Source organism: Stenotrophomonas genospecies 5 (assembly GCF_054473825.1).
Genome location: NZ_JBTMUW010000001.1, coordinates 288,046 through 306,457 on the forward strand (window position 1 = coordinate 288,046; position 18,412 = coordinate 306,457).

19 protein-coding genes are annotated in these 18,412 nt (G+C 66.8%); 5 read left to right on the forward strand and 14 right to left on the reverse strand.

From position 1 onward, the window contains the following. Positions 1 to 182: 182 nt before the first annotated feature. The 10 genes from phoU to ACX9OW_RS01330 all read right to left on the reverse strand — a co-directional run bounded on the left by phoU (position 183) and on the right by ACX9OW_RS01330 (position 9,624). Complete coding sequence (gene phoU / locus ACX9OW_RS01285) at positions 183 to 890, reverse strand: phosphate signaling complex protein PhoU (RefSeq protein WP_053518201.1); 708 nt, start codon at positions 888 to 890, stop codon at positions 183 to 185. A gap of 67 nt (positions 891 to 957) precedes the next feature. Further along, complete coding sequence (pstB, locus tag ACX9OW_RS01290) at positions 958 to 1,788, reverse strand: phosphate ABC transporter ATP-binding protein PstB (protein ID WP_053518202.1); 831 nt, start codon at positions 1,786 to 1,788, stop codon at positions 958 to 960. Positions 1,789 to 1,807: 19 nt separating this feature from the next. Further along, positions 1,808 to 2,671 (reverse strand): phosphate ABC transporter permease PstA, encoded by an 864-nt coding sequence (gene pstA, locus ACX9OW_RS01295; protein ID WP_053518203.1) that lies wholly within the window; start codon positions 2,669 to 2,671, stop codon positions 1,808 to 1,810. Next, positions 2,671 to 3,639, reverse strand: a complete 969-nt coding sequence (pstC, locus tag ACX9OW_RS01300) for a phosphate ABC transporter permease subunit PstC (RefSeq protein ID WP_053518204.1) — start codon at positions 3,637 to 3,639, stop codon at positions 2,671 to 2,673. Before pstC ends, pstA begins: the two co-directional genes overlap by 1 nt. An 82-nt stretch (positions 3,640 to 3,721) precedes the next feature. Continuing rightward, entirely contained in the window at positions 3,722 to 4,810 is a 1,089-nt protein-coding gene (gene pstS / locus ACX9OW_RS01305; protein ID WP_065174721.1) for a phosphate ABC transporter substrate-binding protein PstS, read from the reverse strand. Positions 4,811 to 5,161: 351 nt separating this feature from the next. After that, positions 5,162 to 6,181 carry a phosphate ABC transporter substrate-binding protein PstS gene (gene pstS / locus ACX9OW_RS01310; protein ID WP_277381551.1) on the reverse strand — a complete coding sequence of 340 codons (1,020 nt, stop codon included), beginning with the start codon at positions 6,179 to 6,181 and terminating at the stop codon, positions 5,162 to 5,164. Between the two features lie 208 nt (positions 6,182 to 6,389). After that, complete coding sequence (locus ACX9OW_RS01315) at positions 6,390 to 7,601, reverse strand: OprO/OprP family phosphate-selective porin (protein WP_053518208.1); 1,212 nt, start codon at positions 7,599 to 7,601, stop codon at positions 6,390 to 6,392. 193 nt (positions 7,602 to 7,794) lie between these two features. Beyond that, on the reverse strand, positions 7,795 to 8,484 hold the full coding sequence (gene nth, locus ACX9OW_RS01320) for an endonuclease III (protein ID WP_459061792.1): 690 nt from the start codon (positions 8,482 to 8,484) through the stop codon (positions 7,795 to 7,797). Next, positions 8,484 to 8,837: a hypothetical protein gene (locus ACX9OW_RS01325; protein WP_053518210.1), complete on the reverse strand. Its 354-nt coding sequence runs from the start codon at positions 8,835 to 8,837 to the stop codon at positions 8,484 to 8,486. The genes nth and ACX9OW_RS01325 overlap by 1 nt, the downstream gene beginning before the upstream one ends. 4 nt (positions 8,838 to 8,841) lie before the next feature. Further along, positions 8,842 to 9,624 carry an enoyl-CoA hydratase/isomerase family protein gene (locus ACX9OW_RS01330; RefSeq protein WP_065181203.1) on the reverse strand — a complete coding sequence of 261 codons (783 nt, stop codon included), beginning with the start codon at positions 9,622 to 9,624 and terminating at the stop codon, positions 8,842 to 8,844. A gap of 167 nt (positions 9,625 to 9,791) precedes the next feature. Here ACX9OW_RS01330 and ACX9OW_RS01335 point away from each other — a divergent pair, with 167 nt between their 5' ends. The 3 genes from ACX9OW_RS01335 (at position 9,792) to ACX9OW_RS01345 (ending at position 12,371) form a co-directional block, all read left to right on the forward strand. Beyond that, complete coding sequence (locus ACX9OW_RS01335; RefSeq protein WP_005408797.1) at positions 9,792 to 10,493, forward strand: FKBP-type peptidyl-prolyl cis-trans isomerase N-terminal domain-containing protein; 702 nt, start codon at positions 9,792 to 9,794, stop codon at positions 10,491 to 10,493. Between the two features lie 166 nt (positions 10,494 to 10,659). After that, a complete protein-coding gene (locus ACX9OW_RS01340; protein ID WP_053518213.1) occupies positions 10,660 to 11,472 on the forward strand; it encodes a CoA pyrophosphatase in 813 nt (270 codons plus the stop codon). After that, positions 11,469 to 12,371 (forward strand): sulfurtransferase, encoded by a 903-nt coding sequence (locus tag ACX9OW_RS01345; protein ID WP_459061793.1) that lies wholly within the window; start codon positions 11,469 to 11,471, stop codon positions 12,369 to 12,371. The genes ACX9OW_RS01340 and ACX9OW_RS01345 overlap by 4 nt, the downstream gene beginning before the upstream one ends. Positions 12,372 to 12,442: 71 nt before the next feature. On the opposite strand, the gene ACX9OW_RS01350 is transcribed toward ACX9OW_RS01345, so the two are convergent. After that, positions 12,443 to 13,009, reverse strand: coding sequence for an N-acetylmuramoyl-L-alanine amidase (locus tag ACX9OW_RS01350; protein WP_065174726.1), 567 nt, complete (start codon positions 13,007 to 13,009; stop codon positions 12,443 to 12,445). 72 nt (positions 13,010 to 13,081) lie between these two features. On the opposite strand from ACX9OW_RS01350, the gene ACX9OW_RS01355 reads away from it, so the two are divergent. Together ACX9OW_RS01355 and rlmKL are read left to right on the forward strand one after the other, a co-directional pair. Beyond that, the gene (locus tag ACX9OW_RS01355) at positions 13,082 to 13,609 is read left to right on the forward strand and encodes an alpha/beta hydrolase (RefSeq protein ID WP_053518227.1); all 528 of its coding nucleotides are present in this window, start codon (positions 13,082 to 13,084) and stop codon (positions 13,607 to 13,609) included. 145 nt (positions 13,610 to 13,754) lie between these two features. Next, positions 13,755 to 15,893 (forward strand): bifunctional 23S rRNA (guanine(2069)-N(7))-methyltransferase RlmK/23S rRNA (guanine(2445)-N(2))-methyltransferase RlmL, encoded by a 2,139-nt coding sequence (rlmKL, locus tag ACX9OW_RS01360; protein ID WP_065181385.1) that lies wholly within the window; start codon positions 13,755 to 13,757, stop codon positions 15,891 to 15,893. A gap of 31 nt (positions 15,894 to 15,924) precedes the next feature. Here rlmKL and ACX9OW_RS01365 read toward each other — a convergent pair whose 3' ends face one another. The 3 genes from ACX9OW_RS01365 to ACX9OW_RS01375 are packed head-to-tail and all read right to left on the reverse strand — an operon-like array spanning position 15,925 to position 18,190. Beyond that, the gene (locus ACX9OW_RS01365) at positions 15,925 to 16,254 is read right to left on the reverse strand and encodes a DUF3325 domain-containing protein (RefSeq protein WP_197571507.1); all 330 of its coding nucleotides are present in this window, start codon (positions 16,252 to 16,254) and stop codon (positions 15,925 to 15,927) included. Next, entirely contained in the window at positions 16,251 to 17,879 is a 1,629-nt protein-coding gene (locus tag ACX9OW_RS01370; protein ID WP_253119048.1) for a PepSY-associated TM helix domain-containing protein, read from the reverse strand. The genes ACX9OW_RS01365 and ACX9OW_RS01370 overlap by 4 nt, the downstream gene beginning before the upstream one ends. Beyond that, a complete protein-coding gene (locus ACX9OW_RS01375) occupies positions 17,876 to 18,190 on the reverse strand; it encodes a DUF3649 domain-containing protein (RefSeq protein ID WP_053518219.1) in 315 nt (104 codons plus the stop codon). The genes ACX9OW_RS01370 and ACX9OW_RS01375 overlap by 4 nt, the downstream gene beginning before the upstream one ends. Positions 18,191 to 18,412 lie beyond the last annotated feature (222 nt).

The following is an 18,412-nucleotide window of genomic DNA, read 5'->3' on the forward strand; positions in this document are numbered from 1 at the left end:
ATCCTACTCAACGAATCCTCGCAGAGAACTCAAATTTTCGTGAGATTTTCCGCGCAGTCAGGGGGCGGGGCCTTGCCAGGCAGGCGCGGCGCCTTTGGAAATGCTGGAAGGCCCAAAAAGAAAGGCCGCTGTCGCGCGGACAGCGGCCACTCTGGAGTCGACTCCGGTGTTGCAGTGCAGCGTCAGGGCTGACCGGTGCTGGAGGTTTCGTCGCGCTTCTCGCGCGGCGGCAGCGGCTGCTCTCCATGCACGAGGAACCAGACGTTCTCGGCGATGTTGGTGGCGTGGTCGCCCACGCGTTCCAGATTCTTGGCCATGAACAGCAGGTGGGTGCACGGCGTGATGTTGCGCGGATCTTCCATCATGTAGGTCAGCAGTTCGCGGAACAGCGCGGTGTACTGCGCATCCAGGCGCGCGTCATCCTCGCGCAGGGCCAGCGCCGCCTCGGCATCATTGTCGCGGTAGGCCGCGATGGCGCGGCGCACCTGCTGTGCGGCCAGCCGGCCCAGGGCGCGCAGGCCCTGGATCTGCGGCAGCGGCGGCACCTTGCCCAGTGCGATCGAACGCTTGGCAACGTTGGCCGCGTAGTCGCCGATCCGCTCGATGTCGGCGGGGATGCGCAGGCCCGCAAGGATTTCGCGCAGGTCGCGCGCCATCGGGCCGCGCAGCGCAAGGCGCATCACGTCGTGGCTGATCTGCTGCTCCAGTGCATCGATCGCCTCATCGTTGGCGATGATGCGATGGGCGGCGTTCTCATCGCGCTTCTCGATCACGTCCATCGATGCTTCGAGCTGGGCGACGGCCATCTCGCCCATGCGCACGATTTCGGCCACCAGGCGCTGCTGCTCTTCGTCGTAGCTCTTGACGATGTGGTCGTTGGGAAGATTCATGGTTGTTCCGTCATGTAGAGCCGGGCCATGCCCGACTGGCGTTGTCTGTGAAGAAGCCGCGGTCCGGTCAGCCGAAGCGACCGGTGATGTAGTCCTCGGTCTGCTGCTTGGACGGCTGCGAGAAGATCACTTCGGTGCGGTCATGTTCGATCAGGTCGCCCAGGTACATGAAGGCGGTGTAGTCCGATACGCGGGCGGCCTGCTGCATGTTGTGGGTGACGATGACGATGGTGTAATCGTTCTTGAGCTCTTCCACCAGCTGCTCGATGCGGCTGGTGGAGATCGGGTCCAGTGCCGAAGTGGGTTCGTCCAGCAGCAGCACGTCGGGGCGCAGGGCGACGGCGCGGGCGATGCACAGGCGCTGCTGCTGGCCACCGGAAAGACCCAGCGCGCTCTGGTTGAGCTTGTCCTTCACCTCGTCCCACAGCGCGCCCTGACGCAGTGCCTGCTCGACGCGGTCGCTCATCTCACCCTTGGACAGCTTCTCGTGGTGGCGGATGCCGTAGGCCACGTTCTCGAAGATCGTCATCGGGAACGGCACCGGCTTCTGGAACACCATGCCTACTTTGCTGCGCAGCCGGTTCATCGGGAACTTCGGCGACAGGATGTTCTCGCCGTCCAGCAGCACTTCGCCGCGTGCTTCCAGCTTCGGGTACAGCGCGTAGATGCGGTTGAAGATGCGCAGCAGGGTCGACTTGCCGCAACCGGAGGGGCCGATCAGCGCGGTGACGCGCTTTTCCGGGATCTCCAGGTTGATGCCCTTGAGAGCGTGGAACTTGTCGTAGTAGAAGTCCAGGCCACGCGCAGCGAGCTTGACCGGAGCCGGGGTATGCAGGTTCTCGTGCGAGGCCGGCACGGCGATGCGCTGCATCGGCACGGCATTGGAAAGATCGTTCATGGTGGTTTCCACGGAAAGGTCAGTCATGGGAGATGCGGTTGCGCAGCAGGAGGCCGCGGGCGGCGAGGCTGACCAGCAACACGAAGACGGTCAGCACCAGGGCACCGGCCCAGGCCAGCACCTGCCAGGATTCGTACGGGCTGCCGGCGAACTGGTTCATCACCACCGGCACCGAGGCCATCGGCTGGAACACGTTGCTGTTCCAGTACTGGTTGCCGAAGGCAGTGAACAGCAGCGGTGCGGTCTCACCGGAGATGCGGGCCAGCGCCAGCAGGATGCCGGTGATGATGCCGGCCGAGGCGCTGCGGTAGAGCACCTGCACGATCACCTTCCATTGCGGGATGCCCAGCGACAGCGCCGCTTCGCGCATCTGCGAGGGCACCAGGCGCAGCATTTCGTCGGTGGTACGCACCACCACCGGCAGCACGATGAAGGCCAGCGACAGCGCGCCGGCGAAGGCGGAGAACTGGCCGCCGGTCTGCATCACGTACAGGGTGTACACGAACAGGCCCAGCACGATCGACGGGGCCGACAGCAGGATGTCGTTGACGAAGCGGACCACGGTGCCAGCCTTGCGGGCATTGCCGTACTCGGCCAGCCAGGTGCCGGCCAGGACACCCAGCGGGGTGCCGATGCCGATCGCCAGCGCACACATCACCGCGCTGCCGAAGAAGGCGTTGGCCAGGCCGCCTTCCTGCATGGGCGGCGGTGTCATCTTGGTGAACAGGTCCAGGTTGATGCCGGCCAGGCCCTTCGCGGCCAGGGTGAACAGGATCCAGCCCAGGAAGAACAGGCCGAACAGCGCGGTGGCGCAGGACAGCGCGATGGCGACGACATTGCCGATGCGACGGCGCAGGTACAGCGAGTCAGCGGTGGTGGACATCAGTTGCCCTCCTTGCGGGCCAGGCGCATCAGCATCAGGCGGGCGATGGCGAGCACCACGAAGGTGACGATGAACAGGACGAAGCCAAGCAGCAGCAGCGCCGAGCGGTAGGTTTCAGTGGCCTCGCCGAAGTCGTTGGCGATCAGGGCGGCGATGGTGGTGCCCGGCTCCAGCAGCGACGGCGACAGGCGCACGCTGTTGCCGATCACGAAGGCCACGGCCATGGTCTCGCCCAGTGCGCGGCCAAGGCCGAGGAAGACGCCGCCGATCACCGCCGAACGGGTATAGGGCAGCACGATGTCCCAGCTCACTTCCCACTTGGTCGACCCCAGCGCATAGGCCGATTCCTTCAGGCGGGTCGGTACGGTCAGGAACACCTCGCGCATGACCGAAGAGATGAACGGGATGACCATGATGGCCAGCACGAAGCCGGCGGTCAGCATGCCGATGCCCAGCGGTGGGCCCTGGAATATCGGGCCGATGACCGGCCATTCGCCCAGCGTTTCGTTGAGGAACGGGGTGACGTACTCGGTCATCACCGGTACCAGCACGAACAGGCCCCACATGCCGTAGATGATGGAGGGAATGCCTGCCAGCAGTTCGATGGCGGTGCCGACCGGCCCCCGCAGCCAGCGTGGCGCCACTTCGGTCAGAAAGAAGGCGATGCCGAAGCTGACCGGCACGGCGATGACCATCGCGATCAGCGCGGTGACCAGGGTGCCGTAGATCGGAGCGAGCGCACCGAACTTGTTTTCGACCGGATTCCAGTCGGAAGAGAAGAAGAAGCTCAGGCCCTGCATCTGCAGGGCATGACGGCCGCCCCACAGCATCGACAGAGCCGCGCAGGCCAGGGCGATCAGGACGAAGATGACGGTGCCGACCAGCACCCATCGGAACAGTTTGTCGTTGCGGGCATCACGCGCGTCACGCGTGGACGGGGCGGCTACAGGCTGGGCGATGGCATTCATGGGGACGGCAGGGCCAGGAAGGGGCGGGGCGGCACGGCGTGGAAGACACGGTGCCCGCACGCGGCGGGCACCGTCGGGTCCATCACTTCAGTTCGGTCGCCCAGTAGGCCTCGATCTGCGTGACCAGTTCGGCCGGCAGCGGCACATAGTGCAGCTCGTTGGCCTGGGCCTGGCCGTTCTCGAAGGCCCACTTGAAGAAGGCCAGGGTGTCCTGGTTGCGCTTGGCATCCTTCGGCTGCTTCTGCATCAGCATGAAGTTGGTGGCGGTGATCGGCCACGCCTGCTCACCCGGAGCATTGGTGATGACCAGATTGAAGTCCTTGGCGCTGGCCCAGTCGGCGCTGGCGGCCGCAGCGGCGAAGGTCTCCGCGTTCGGCTGCACCCAGGTGCCGGCGGCATTCTGCAGCGAGGTGTACGGCATGGCGTTCTGCAGCGCGTAGGCCAGTTCGACGTAGCCGATCGAGCCCTTGATCTGCTTGACGTACGAGGCGACGCCTTCGTTGCCCTTGCCGCCCACACCGTCCGGCCACTGCACCGAGGTGCCTTCGCCGACCTTGCTCTTCCACTCCGGGCTGACCTTGGACAGGTAGTTGGAGAAGTTGAAGGTGGTGCCCGAACCGTCCGAACGGTGGACGATGGTGATCTTGCCGTCCGGCAGGGTCACGCCAGGGTTGGCAGCGACGATCGCCGGGTCGTTCCAGGTCTTGACCTTGCCGAGGAAGATGTCGGCCAGCAGGGCACCGCTCAGGCGCAGCTTGCCGGCTTCCAGGCCTTCGATGTTGACGACCGGCACCACGCCGCCGATGGCCGACGGGAACTGGGCCAGGCCGGCCTGCGCCAGCTCCTCGCTGCTCAGCGGCTTGTCGGACGAGCCGAAGTCGACCGTGCCGGCCTTGATCTGGGCGATGCCGCCGCCGGAACCGATGGACTGGTAGTTGATCTTGGCGCCGGTGCTGGCGTTGTAGTCGGCCGACCACTTCGACACCAGCGGGAAGATGAAGGACGCGCCGGCGCCGGAGACTTCGGCGGTCACCTTCGCACCGGCGGCAGCCGGGGCAGCGGCACCGTCGGCGGCCGGCTGCTGCGCGGCCTGCTTGTCGCCACCGCAGGCCGACAGGCCCAGGGCGATGGCCAGGGAAAGGGCGGCGAGGCCGGCCGAGTGCAGTTTCATGGTGACTCCATAGCGGGGAAGAGCCGACGGCGTCGGCGGATGCGGCTATGAAATGATGTTTTTGTTACAGCCGTATGACGTCCATGACAGAGGTGTCCTGGATCACGTTTCGACAAGGGTTTCACAGGGTCGTCGCCCACTGCGGACATCCCCGGAGACCGCCGCGGCCGCCCGATCTGCGCACCGGCAGGGTTGCCCCGGGCCGGTGCAGGATCGTGCCCCACGCCCCGCTGCGACGGCAGGCCGGACCCCACAAACGAGAAGAGCGCGAGATCCCGAGGATCTCGCGCCCGGTGGGGCCGGCGGGGGAGAGAGGACCCGCCGGCCCCGCTCCTGCGGGGGAGGTCTTGCTCAGTACTTCAGGTTCTGGGTCCAGTAGGTCTCGATCTGGCGGACCAGGGCGTCCGGCAGCGGCACGTAATCGAGCTGCTTGGCCTGCTGGTCGCCGTTCCTGTAGATCCAGCGGAAGAACTCCTGCGTGGCCTTGGCACCGGCGACGTTCTTCGGCTGCTTGCGGACCAGGATGAAGTTGGTGGCGGTGATCGGCCACGCATCGGCACCCGGGGCATTGGTCATCACCAGGTAGAAGTCACGGGCATTGGCCCAGTCGGCGCTGGCAGCGGCGGCCGAGAACGAGGCGTCCGACGGCTGCACGATCTTGCCCGCGGCGTTCTTCATTGCCGCGTACGACATCTTGTTCTGCAGCGCATAGGACAGCTCGACGTAGCCGATGCCACCCTTGATCTGCTTGACGTAGGCGGCCACGCCTTCGTTGCCCTTGCCACCGATGCCCGCCGGCCACTGCACCGAGGTGCCTTCACCGACCTTGCTCTTCCACTCCGGGCTGACCTTGGACAGGTAGTTGACGAAGTTGAAGGTGGTGCCCGAACCGTCGGAGCGGTGCACGATGGTGATCTTGCCGCTGGGCAGGGTCAGGCCCGGGTTCAGTGCAGTGATGGCCGGATCGTTCCAGGTGGTGATCTTGCCCAGGAAGATGTTGGCCAGGGTCGGGCCATCGAGCTTCAGCGCACCCGGTGCGACGCCGGCGACGTTGATCACCGGCACCACGCCGCCGATCACCGACGGGAACTGGGCCAGGCCGGCCGCAGCCAGTTCTTCCGGCTTCAGCGGCGCGTCGGAGGAACCAAAATCGACGGTCGCTGCCTTGATCTGGGCAATGCCGCCGCCGGAACCGATCGACTGGTAGTTGACCTTCTTGCCGGTGGCGGTGCTGTAGTCCGCCGACCACTTGGACATCACGGGGTAGATGAAGGAGGCGCCCGCGCCGGTGACATCGGCAGCATTGGCGGCGAACACGGACGACGCGGCCAGGATGGCGACAGCGGCGCGCGACTTGAAGGCGTGGATCACGGGAGAGACTCCTGGGGTGGTCGAAGGGCGGTTGCCCAACGTATCGGTGCACATTCCATAACCATTCCGTGACACGGAAAGGTCTGTCATATGACGCCGGTGTGACATCGGATGAGGGGATCGCGCTGCGTTACAGGCGTCACCGCACGTGGCAAGGGCACGACCGCAGTCGTGCCCTTGCCGGTGCGTGATGCGATGACGCGGGCTCTTACCAGAAGAACTGCGCGCGGGCTTCCAGGATGTTCGGATCGTCATTGACGAAGCCGCGGGCGCTGGAGCTGTACTTCTTGCTGTCGACCTTCACGTAGTTCAGCATCAGCTTGAAGTTCGAGCGCCAGTACCAGTTGGCGCCGACGGTCCACACATCCATCTTGCCGCCGAGCACGCCATCGACGATCGGCGGGCGACCGGCGACCGGGTTCGCGGCCAGGTTGCCGTCGTTGAGGTCCATGTGGTCGTAGCGCACGCCAAGCTGCCACTGGCCGCTGGCCGGGTTGTTCGGCAGGCCGGTGCCGGGCGTGCCACCCTTGTAGCTCCAGGTCTCGCCGGTGACATTCCACAGGCCGCTGATGTAGTAGCCGTCGCTGGTGTAGTTGTCGTGGTCGTAGCGCTTGGCCTTGCTGGTGTAGTACTCGGCCTGGGCCTTGAACGGGCCCTGGAAGTACATGGCTTCGGCGCCGACGGTGCTGACGCGGTCGGTGTCGGTCAGGTTGCCGCTGTCGATCAGGCGGGCGGTGGCCAGGTCGGCGTTCGGACGTGCGCGCACGCGCAGGGTGTCGGCGTCGGCGTCGTAGTCCACGTAGCTCAGGCCGAAGTGCAGGACCTGGCCCTTCTCGTTGATCGGAGCCCAGGTGCCACGCGCACCGTAGCCGCTGCCATGGGCCAGGTTGCGGGTCAGCTCGCGGCCGAAGGCGCTGGCGGTGACCGACCAGTTGTCCTGGCCGTAGCTGTAGGCGCCACCCAGGCGGCGGGCGATCGCGTAGGTGTTGGTGACCGCGGCCTTGGAGATGAAGTCGTTGTTCTTGGTGCTGGACAGCTCTTCCAGACTGTTGGGCTGCTTGAACTGGCCGACCTGGATGAAATGGTTGGCATTGCCCAGCAGCTTGTACTTCACGTTGGTGTCGAGGAACTTGTCCGCCTTGGCGTCGTAGCCGAGCACCCACTCCACGTTGCCCGGGCCCTTGCCCTTGAGCACCAGCTCGGCGCGGCGCAGCTCGAACTCGCTGTCCTTGCCGTTGCCGGCATCGCCACCATTGAGGTCCACGACGTCGTTGTGGAACCAGTTGCCGTCGGCCTGGACCAGGCCTTCGAAGGTGATTTCCGAACCGCCGATCACGTCGATGGCGACTTCAGCGTGGGCAGCCGGCACATAGAGCGCAGCGGCCACGGCCACCGTCAGGAGTTGGTGATGCAGTTTCATGGAGAGGAGCCTTGCAGGCAGGTGGGAAGATGCGCGCAGGCTAGAAGGTAAAGATTGCGTAAATGTGACAGTTTCCGCGCGCAGTCTGTCCGCCGCGACCCTTGCCACGACTGGGCCCGGCATTGATGCCGGGCCGATATGACGTGGGGATTGCGCTGCGATGGCATTTACCCGCAGGCGCTGCGGGGATGCCTCAGGGGGCCGGTGTCTTGTCCTTGAAGCGGCACAGATCAGCGATCACGCAACCCGGGCAGTCCGGCTTGCGTGCCTTGCAGACGTAGCGTCCGTGCAGAATCAACCAGTGATGTGCGTCGAGCAGGAATTCATCAGGAATCGCCTTGACCAGCCTGTCCTCGACTTCGCGCACGTTCTTTCCCGGCGCCAGTCCCGTGCGGTTCGCAACGCGGAAGATGTGCGTATCCACCGCCATCACAGGTTCGCCGAAAGCCGTGTTGAGCACGACGTTGGCGGTCTTGCGGCCGACACCGGGCAGGGCTTCCAGTGCCTCGCGTTCGCGTGGTACTTCACCGCCATGTTTCTCCAGCAGGATCGCGCAGGTGGCGATCACGTTTTTCGCCTTGGCGTTGAACAGGCCGATGGTGGCGATGTATTTCTTCAGTCCGTCCTCGCCCAGCGCCAGGATCTGCGCGGGCGTGTTGGCAACGGGGAACAGGCGGCGCGTGGCCTTGTTGACGCCGACATCGGTGGCCTGCGCCGACAAGGTCACCGCCACCAGCAGTTCAAACGGCGAGCTGTATTCCAGTTCGGTTTTCGGATGCGGGTTGAGTTCGCGCAGGCGCGTGAACATTTCCACCACGTCGGCGCGCGGCATGCTGCTGCCACGCCGCGCTGGCGCGCGGGCGGCCTTCTTCGCGGTGGCCATCAGCGCTCCTTGCCGGTGGCGCGTGCCTTGGCACGGGCGAGGATGGCGGCCGCGGCGGCGGGCAGCGCAGGTTTCACGTCCGGCGCCGGGCGCGGCGTGCGACGCGCATCGCGTTCGGCGTCGCGGCGGGCCAGGCGCACCGCGCGTGCGCGGTAACGGTCACGTGCGGCCCACGCGCGCTGCAGCTGCTGCCGCGCCTGGCTGAGCACCTCCGGCAGTTCCGGGTGCCCGGGAACCTCGTGTGTGTCGCCTTCGTTGGCGACATAGTCCATCAGACCGGCCTGCAGGGCACCATCAAGATCGTCTGCCTGGACCCGGGCGAACAGCAGCGCGGGGTTGGGTCGGGATGCCATGGGGTCAACGGTTCTGGAAGGCGGGGGGACGGCGTTGCAGGAAGGCACCGGTGCCTTCGCGCATGTCCTCGGTGGCGAACAGCAGGCCGAACTGCGCGCTTTCGTACTCCAGTCCCGCCTCCAGGCTGCACTCGCCGCCGACGTGGACCGCATCAAGCAGGGCGCGCAACGCCAGGGGCGCCGAGCGTGCCAGCTGCCGGGCGATGTCCTGCACACGGGTGTCCAGATCGGCCGCCGGCACCACCTCGTTGACGATGCCCAGCGCGAGCGCACGGGCGGCATCGATGGGCGCACCCAGCAGGCACAGTTCCAGGGTGGCAGCCCGGCCGCAGAGGCGCAGCAGGCGCTGGCTGCCGCCGAAGCCGGGGATCAGGCCGAGATTGATCTCCGGCTGGCCGACCTTGGCCGAGTCAGCGGCAACGCGCAGATGGCAGGCCAGCGCCAGTTCCAGGCCGCCGCCCAGGGCAAAACCGTTGACGCGGGCGATGACCGGCTTGGGCATGCGTTCGATCTGACGCATCAGTCCTTGGCCGAGCAGGGAGAAATCACGTCCCTGAACCGCACTGAGTGTGTTCATCTCGGCGATGTCGGCGCCGGCGACGAAGGCCTTCTGGCCGGCACCGGTCAGCACCACCACACGCACCTCGGGGTCGGCCGCGGCGTCCCTGAACGCATCGGCCAGACCCTGCAGGGTCGCGGCATTGAGGGCATTGAGCTTGTCCGGGCGCTGGACGGTCACGGTGCGGATGGCGCCATCGTCGGTGACAGCGATCAGGTCATCGGCCACGGTGAAACTCCTGGAACGTTAAAAAAGAGTGATTTTGAACTCTGCCCGCGCAGACAGGTCATAGCCTGCGTGGTGAGTAGCGGTTACACGTTGTGGCCGTTATCCTAACCCGTCGCCTCAGGGCGGCGCAGAACGTCCCTGAGTTACCACCCCTGGAGAACTGTTTGATGAAGTTGCGTTCTATCGCGGTCGCCGTCGCGGCCCTGGCCCTGACGGGCAATGCCTTCGCCCAGGACGTCTCGTCCGAAAAGGGCAAGCTGAGCTACTACTTCGGTTACGACTACGGCAACAACCTGGCGGAGCTGACCGGTCGTGGTGAGCAGCTGGACATCAACTCGGTGGTGAAGGGTCTGCAGGACGCCTACGCCAAGAAGCAGCCGGCGATCACCGCCGAGCAGCTGAAGCCGGCCGTTGAAGCGTTCCAGAAGCGCGAGCAGGGTCGTGCCCAGGCCGCCAAGGCCGAGTACGAAAAGGCCGCTGCCGAAAACAAGACCAAGAGCGATCAGTTCATCGCGGCGAACAAGGCCAAGGCCGGCGTGCAGTCCCTGCCGAGCGGCGTCCAGTACCGCGTGATCGAAGCCGGCAAGGGTGCCAAGCCGACCCAGGCCAGCACCGTGCAGCTGGAAGTTGCCGGTCCGTTCCCGTACGGCCAGCGCCCGACCGAGGCCCGCCCGGCCCAGCAGATTCCGTCGATCAAGGTCAGCGAAGTCGAAATGAAGGCCATGCGTGAGACCCTGCTGCAGATGCCGGCGGGTTCGAAGTGGGAAGTCACCCTGCCGCCGGACCAGGCGTACGGTGCCGACCCGCGCACCCCGTTCCCGCCGAACGTTGCCGTGCAGTTCGAGATCAAGCTGGTCAGCGTCAAGTAAGCCTCCGCATCAACATCAACGCGCCGGTGATCCCACCGGCGCGTTTTTGTTTGCGCCGCGCGCGGCCGGCAGCATCGGGCCATGCTCGGCGAAGGCGCGCGGCGAAGGACCGCATGCCGCATCTTCAGCCCGCGCAAATTCAGCGCAATCGCGCTACTGTTGCAACGTGCAAACTACGGAAGACCCGGCGCGTGTTGTCGCAAGCCCCTGCATCGGAACGTGCAAGCTGGATGGCAACCGGCTGTGCCGCGGTTGCCGGCGGCACATCGACGAGATCACACGGTGGTCGTCGATGAGCGACAGCGAACGCAGCCACATCCTGCATCGCGTGCTGCCGCTGCGCGAGCAGCTGCAGCAATCGCTGCACGGCTCGCTGGCCGACCATGATCGCCTGTTGCGCGCATTGCATCCGCTGGCCGCCCCGCCCGCCGGTGACGGTTGGAACCGCAGTGAACTGATCGACCTGCTGCCGCCGGGTCCGCCGGTGGAAGCGGCGGTGTTGGCCGGCATCGTGCCGCGTGCCAACGGCGCGCAGGTGATCCTGACCCGTCGCACTGAAACCCTGCGACAGCACGGCGGCCAGGTCGGCTTTCCCGGCGGCCGTACCGAGCCGGATGATCGCGATGCGCTGGCCGCAGCGCTGCGCGAAAGCCAGGAAGAAATCGCGCTGGCGCCTGCGCAGGTGCAGCCGCTGGGCTACCTCGATCCGTTCGTGACCATCACCGGTTACCGTGTCACCCCGGTGGTGGCGGTGGTCGATCCGGATTTCGTGCCCGTGCCGCAGCCCAGTGAAGTGGCCGAGGTGTTCGAGGTGCCACTGGATTACCTGATGGCGGCCGACAACCTGCGCCAGGTCGAAATCAACCATCGTGGCCGCATCCGTCACGTGCTCGAGTACGGCTGGCCTGGCCAGCGGATCTGGGGGGCGACGGCGGCCATTCTCTACAACCTGCGTCGCCGCCTGGAGCAAGTGCAATGAAGCCGATCGATCCGCCGTGGACCACCCTGGTCGATGTCGCCACCCTCGCCGCTGCACTGGGCGAGGACGTGCGCGTGGTCGACGCCCGTGCAACGGCGAGCACCGCCGTGCGTGTGGTCGATGCGCGCGCGTCGCTGGGCGATCCGCAGGCGGGCGAGGGCCAGTACCTGGCCGGTCATGTCCCCGGTGCGGTGTACGCCGACCTCAACCGGGATCTGTCCGACCTCACGCGTGCCGGCCACGGTCGCCACCCGCTGCCGGACAGCGACGAGTTCGCCGCACGGCTGGGTCGCTGGGGTATCGCCCCGGAGACCCAGGTGGTGGTCTACGACGGCAGCGACGGCAGCATGGCCGCCGCGCGCCTGTGGTGGCTGCTGCGCCTGATGGGCCACGCGCGGGTGGCGGTGCTTGATGGAGGCATTGCGGCCTGGCAGGCAGCGGGGCTGCCGCTGGCGACCGGTGCGAGCGAGGTTCCGGCCCAGCCGGCCTATCCGGGGCGCTTTGACACCGCGCAGATCGCCAATGCCGACGAGATCACCGCCCGGCTCAAGCATGCGCCGGGCTGGTTGCTGGACGCCCGCGCGGGAGAGCGCTTCCGCGGCGAAGTCGAACCGCTGGATCCGGTGGCCGGCCACGTGCCCGGCGCGGTCAACCGCCCGTTCGCATCCAATGTGCTCGATGGCCGCATGCGCGATACGCAGGAGCTGCGTGCCGAGCTGCAGGGCATCATCGGCAATCGCGATCCGCAGCAGGTCGTACTGATGTGTGGTTCCGGCGTGACGGCGTGCCATCTGCTGCTGGCGATGGAAGCGGCGGGCCTGTCCGGGGCGCGCATCTATGCCGATTCCTGGAGCGGCTGGGTCAGCGACAGCAGCCGACCGGTCGCCAGCGGTACCTGAGACAGAACCGGGGTCAGATCCGTTTTCCCGCGCAGAACGGATCTGCCCCCTTCAGGCGGCAGTCCTGCCGGTTACCCGATCGATTGCAGGGGCACCTTCGCCAGCACCCGAGCCCACGGAAACAACGGCCCCGGATCGCGCTTGCGGGCCACGCTCAACGTCGGATCGTCACTGGCCTGCACCTGTTCCCGGTCCAGCTGGTCGTGGCCGGCGATCCGCTGCAGTGACGGGTAGCGCGCCACCAAGGCCAGCAGCAGCTGTTCCAGGGCCTGCAGCTGCGGCTCGGTGTACGGCTCGTCCATCGCCTGGTGACGGCTGTCGAACCAGTCGGGGTAGCGCCCGCTGTTGACCAGCTCGATGCCCAGCGTCCGTGCGTTCATGCCGCGGACGTGGTGGGCCACGCGCTCAGGGGCCACGTACTGCACGACGCTGCCGTCGCGGTCGATGTAGAAATGGCCGCTGTTGCCGGCGCCGCTGTCGTACAGCACCCGCTCGCCATAGGCACGGGCCGTGGCCAGGTCGGGCAGCTCGGTGCAGTGGATCACCACCATCTCCAGCGTGTCCGGCGCGCGCAGCGGCAGAAGGTCGTGATAGGGCAGGGGCTGCAGCAGCAGGCCGGGCAGGAGCGGGTTGGGCATGCGGCGATGCTAGCATTGCGCAATGAACCTGCATTCTCTTTCGTTGTCGGTGCGCGCCTGCGGAGCGTGCGCATGAGCCGCGGTCACTGCATCCTCTCCCATGGCTTCGAGAGCGGGCCGGAGGCCACCAAGGTCACGGCACTGGCCGAGGTCGCCCAGCGCCTGGGCTGGACCCATGAGCGGCCGGACTACACCGATCTGGACGCGATGAGCGAAGTGAGCCGCGTCGGTGACGTGCCGGGGCGTCTGCAGCGCCTGCTGGAACGCGCTGCACATGCGGCGGCACAAGGGCCGCTGGTACTGGCGGGTTCCAGCCTGGGCGCCTACATCTCTGCGATCGCCTCGTTGCAGGTACCGGTGGCGGGCCTGTTCCTGATGGTCCCGCCGACCACCATGGGGCCCATGCCGGCGCTGGACGCCGCAGCGGTCCCCACCACCGTGGTCCAGGCCTGGCACGATGATGTTGTGCCTGCCGCCGGGGTGATCGCCTGGGCGCAGGCGCGCTCGGCACAGCTGCTGCTGGTGGACGATGGCCACCGCCTGGAGCGGCACGTGGAGGCATCCGCACACGCCTTCGAGCGCCTGCTGCGCCAACTGTGAAGCCGGGGCGCACGGCGCGCCGGCCCGCATTGACTACAATGGCAGCCCCGCCGCCCCCGGCGCGGGCCTGCCGGCCGTGCCCACGGCCCTCCTTTCCGACTGGCGCGGCTCCCCTGCCGCGCCCGACCACCTGCGAACCGATCCCGTGAAATTCTTCGTCTCCTGCGCCAAGGGCCTGGAATACCTGCTTGCCGATGAACTGTCGGCCCTGGGCCTGGACAAGGCCACTGCCACCATTGCCGGCGTCAATGCCGAGGGCGAGCTGGAGCAGGCGCTGCGGATCGTGATGTGGTCACGTCTGGCCAGCCGCGTACTGTGGCCGATCGACGAGTTCGAATGCCCGGACGAGCAGGCGCTGTATGACGGCGTGCGTGCGCTGCCGTGGCATGAGCACATCAAGCCGGAGATGACCCTGGCGGTGGATGCGCATGTGTCCGGCGACAAGATCACCCACGCCCGCTTTGCCGCGCAGCGGATCAAGGACGCCATCGTCGACCGCATGCGCGATGAGGGCCTGGAGCGGCCGTCGGTCAACACTGATCTGCCGGATGTGCGCGTCAACCTGTCGCTGCGCAAGGGCCGTGCATCGCTGTCGATCGACCTCGGCGGCGGCCCGCTGCACCGCCGTGGCTGGCGGGGGGCCGCGCACGAAGCACCGCTGAAGGAGAACCTGGCGGCCGCGTTGCTGCTGCGGGCGCAGTGGCCACGTCTGCATGCCGCCGGTGGTGGCCTGCTGGACCCGATGTGCGGCAGCGGCACGTTGTTGATCGAAGGCGCGCTGATGGCGGCCGACGTCGCGCCGGGACTGATGCGCCACGGCAGCCTGCCGCCGAGCCGCTGGCTGGGCTTCGACAAGGTGGCCTGGAAGGCGATCCAGAGCGAAGCGCGCGAGCGCGAGGCCACCGGCCTGGCCGCGCTGAAGCCGGTGATCCACGGCAGCGACATCGATCCGACGGCGATCGAAGCGGCACGCGAGAATGCCGAAGTGGCGGGCGTGGCCCACGCCATCCGCTTCACCCGCGCCGACGTATCCGAGCTCACCTCGCCGGAGCAGGAGATCGGTGCGGTGGTCTGCAACCCGCCCTACGACGAGCGCCTGGCCGCCGATCCGGCGCTGTACCGCGCCTTGGGCAACGCGCTGCAGAAGGCGGTGCCGCAGTGGCGCGCCAGCCTGCTGTGCGGCAACGACGAGCTGGCCTTCGCCACGGGTCTTCGTGCGGCCAAGAAGTACCAGATGTTCAATGGCGCGCTGGAATGCGCGCTGATCGTCTGCGACCCGATCGCGGTGCCGGGGCGTGATCCGGCACAGCCGCGGGAGCTGAGCGAAGGTGCGCAGATGGTGGCCAACCGCCTGCGCAAGAACCTGAAGAAGTTCAAGAGCTGGCGCGCGCGCGAGGACATCACCTGCTTCCGCGCCTACGATGCGGACCTGCCGGAATACGCGGCGGCCATCGATGTCTACGAAGAGGACGGTGGACAGCGCCGTACCTTCCTGCACGTACAGGAATACGCTGCACCGGCGGCGATTCCCGAGAACGACGTGCGCCGCCGCCGCAACGAACTGCTGGCCGCCGCGCGTGAGGTATTCGGCGTGCCGCCCGAACAGGTATCGATGAAGTCACGCGAGCGTGGCAAGGGCGGCAGCAAGTACGGCCGTTTCGAGCAGCGCGACGAGTTCGTGGTGGTGCGCGAGAATCATGCGCTGCTGCAGGTGAACCTGTTCGACTATCTCGATACCGGCCTGTTCCTGGACCATCGTCCGCTGCGCCGGATGATGGCCGAGCAGGTGCGTGGCAAGCGCTTCCTCAACCTGTTCTGCTACACCGGCGTGGCCAGCGTGCAGGCAGCCGTGGCCGGCGCGGCCAGCACCACCAGTGTCGACCTGTCCGCTACCTACCTGCAATGGTGCTACGACAACCTGGCCCTGAATGGTCAGGGCGGCAACCAGCATCTTCTGGTGCAGGCCGATGCGATGGCCTGGCTGGAAGCCGACCGCGGACAGTACGATGTGATCTTCTGCGATCCGCCGACGTTCTCCAACTCCGCCCGCGCCGATGATTTCGATGTGCAGCGCGAGCAGCTGCGGCTGCTGCGTGCAGCGGTGGCACGGCTGGCACCGGCAGGCGTTCTGTACTTCTCCAACAACTTCCGCCGTTTCAAGCTGGAAGAGAACGCGATCGCCGAGTTCGCCCAGTGCCGTGAGATCACTGCGCGTACCATCGGTCCGGACTTCGAGCGCAACGCACGCATCCACCGTGCGTGGGAGTTGAAGCGTTTGGGTTGAAGGTTCGCCGGGCATGGCCCGGCGCTACCGGCTATGCCAGCGCCACCACCAGGCCCAGCAACGGCAGGGTGATCGCCAGCGGCACGATCCACCGCGGGCGGTAGGGATACAGCCCGAACGACAGCGTCACGCCGCCCACCGTCATCACGCCCAGCCACTGCACCGGGCCCATGGCCCAGCCATGGTCGGCAACGCACAGGGCGAAGGTGACCGCCAGCAGCGACCAGCCCAGCACCCGCCACTGGGTGCGCCGTGCCGGAACGGCGGCGGCTTTGCCGTGCAGATCGTGCTGGTGCCTTTCCATCGCCAGCGACAACGCGGTGAACGCAGAGAAGGAAAGCGCCAGCGCCAGCAGCATCATGCGCTGGCCTCCACTTCGGTGGCTTCGGTCGGTGCCCTGGGCGCAACGGTTGCTGCGGCACGTTTTTTCTTCTCGGCCGCAGACAGCGGTGGCGTCCAGCGCTGCATGCGCCAGCCGCACAGCGCCAGCATCGCACCGAAGGCGATCATCGACAGGTCGAAGCCCGCCAGCACCCAGTCGCCGCTGCGCAGGGTAATGCCCAGATGGGCGTGGGTGGTCAGCGCGTTGACCACCGGAACCAGCGCGAATGCGGCTGCGCCCAGGTACAGCTGCCACGTCCACATCATCCGTTTCGGCCAGACGAACGCGGCCAGCAGGGCGCCGCCCCACGCATAGAAGAACACGTTGGCTTCGGCATTTGAGCGATCGGCCAGATCCAGCGGCAGCAACCGATTGCCCCAGAAGTAGGCGGCAAAGGCGATCGGCAGGCCGGCTACGGTACCGATGTTCAACGCATCGACCAGGCGCAGGCCGAAGCCGGTACGCCCGCTCTTGGCGTGCTTCGGTCGTTCCTTCACTGCCCACAGCACCACGCCACTGGCCACCATCAGGCAGCCGACCAGGCCGGACAGGAAGAACAGCGCACGCAGCCCCCAGTCGGCGAAGCGCGCCAGGTGCAGGCCGTACAGCACGCCACGGGTGGCGGTGGCACCACCGGAGGCCGGGGTCTGTTCCAGCAGCCTGCCGTCCACCATGTCGTAACGCAGCGAAGGCGTGTCGATGGAAAGACGCTTGCCGTCACGCTGGCGGATGTCGATCACCGCGTTGCGCGCGCCCGGATTGGATACCGTGAAGCCGGCCACTTCGGCGCCATGCCAGTGGGTGCGCGCATCGTCCAGCAGGCGGGCGATCGGCAGTGGCGCGGCGCGGCCTTCGGCCGGCGCGGTTACTTCAGGCAGGCCACCGAAGGCTTCGCTGAAGAATTTGTCCTCATCCTGCGGGTAGGCCACTTTCACGCCCCAGGGCAGGTACATGATCATCAGGGTGACGATGCCCGTGTAGGTGATCATCGCGTGGTAAGGCAGCGCCATCACCGCGCTGACATTGTGGAAATCCAGCCAGGAGCGCAGGCCCTTGTCTTTGCGGAAAGTGAAGAAGTCCTTGAAGATCTTCTTGTGGGTGATCACCCCGGTGATGATGGCCACCAGCATGAACATCGCGCAGAAGCCGACCAGGTAACGGGCCCACAGCACCGGGATGTAGTGCAGGTCGAAATGCAGGCGGTAGAAGAAATCTCCGCCGCGCGTCTGGCGGGCGTTCAGTTCGTCGCCGGTGTTCGGGTCGAGCGTGGCATCGCCGAAGGCACCGCGGCGGCCACGGCTTGGATCGGCCAGCTCGGGTGGCAGGCGCCAGAACAGCTGCATGGCCGGGTTGCGCGGCTGCGGCAGGGTCACGAACCAGGTCTGGGCCTGCGCCGCATGGGTCTGCAGGTAGTTCACGCTGCGTTGCGCGGCCACATCGATGCTGACGGTGCTGGCCGGCAGTTCCGGGCGCATCCAGCGGCTGATCTCTTCACGGTAGTAGCTTGCGGTACCGGCCATGAAGATCAGCAGCAGCAGCCAGCCGACCAGCAGGCCGGTCCAGGTGTGCAGCCAGGCCATCGACTGGCGGAATCCGTTCTTCATGCCCAGGCTCCCATCAGCCGCGCGATGCCGGCCATCAGCAGGGCAGGGGCGAGGATGCCGATCCACGCACGCAGGGCACTGCGGGTGGCGAATGCCCACAGCGCGGCACAGGCGGCAACCAGGATGGCCAGCAGCATGCCGGTCAGCACGGTCTGGCCCCGCGCGCCCGGCAGGACGACGGCACAGAACACGCCGGTCATGGAGGCCAGCGCATAGCCACCGAAGATCGCGGCCAGCGAGCGCGACAGGATGCCCCAGCGCGGGTTGCGGAAGAAAACACGGGAGCTGGCGGTTGCGGGCGAGCGGTCCACGGTGGTCCTGTCGGTCGGGGAGGGGATCGAACGCGCCTGCGGCCCCCTTGCGCCCCGCGCACGTCGCCCAGCGTGTCCCATCAATGCAGCGCTGCCCGCGCAGACGGGCAGCCGGAGGTCAGGGCTGTACATGGGCACCGGACAGGTCTTCCTTGCCCGTGCGGCCAAGCGCACCACCGATCAGTAAATGATAGGCATTCGCATTCTGTTAATCAAGGCTGC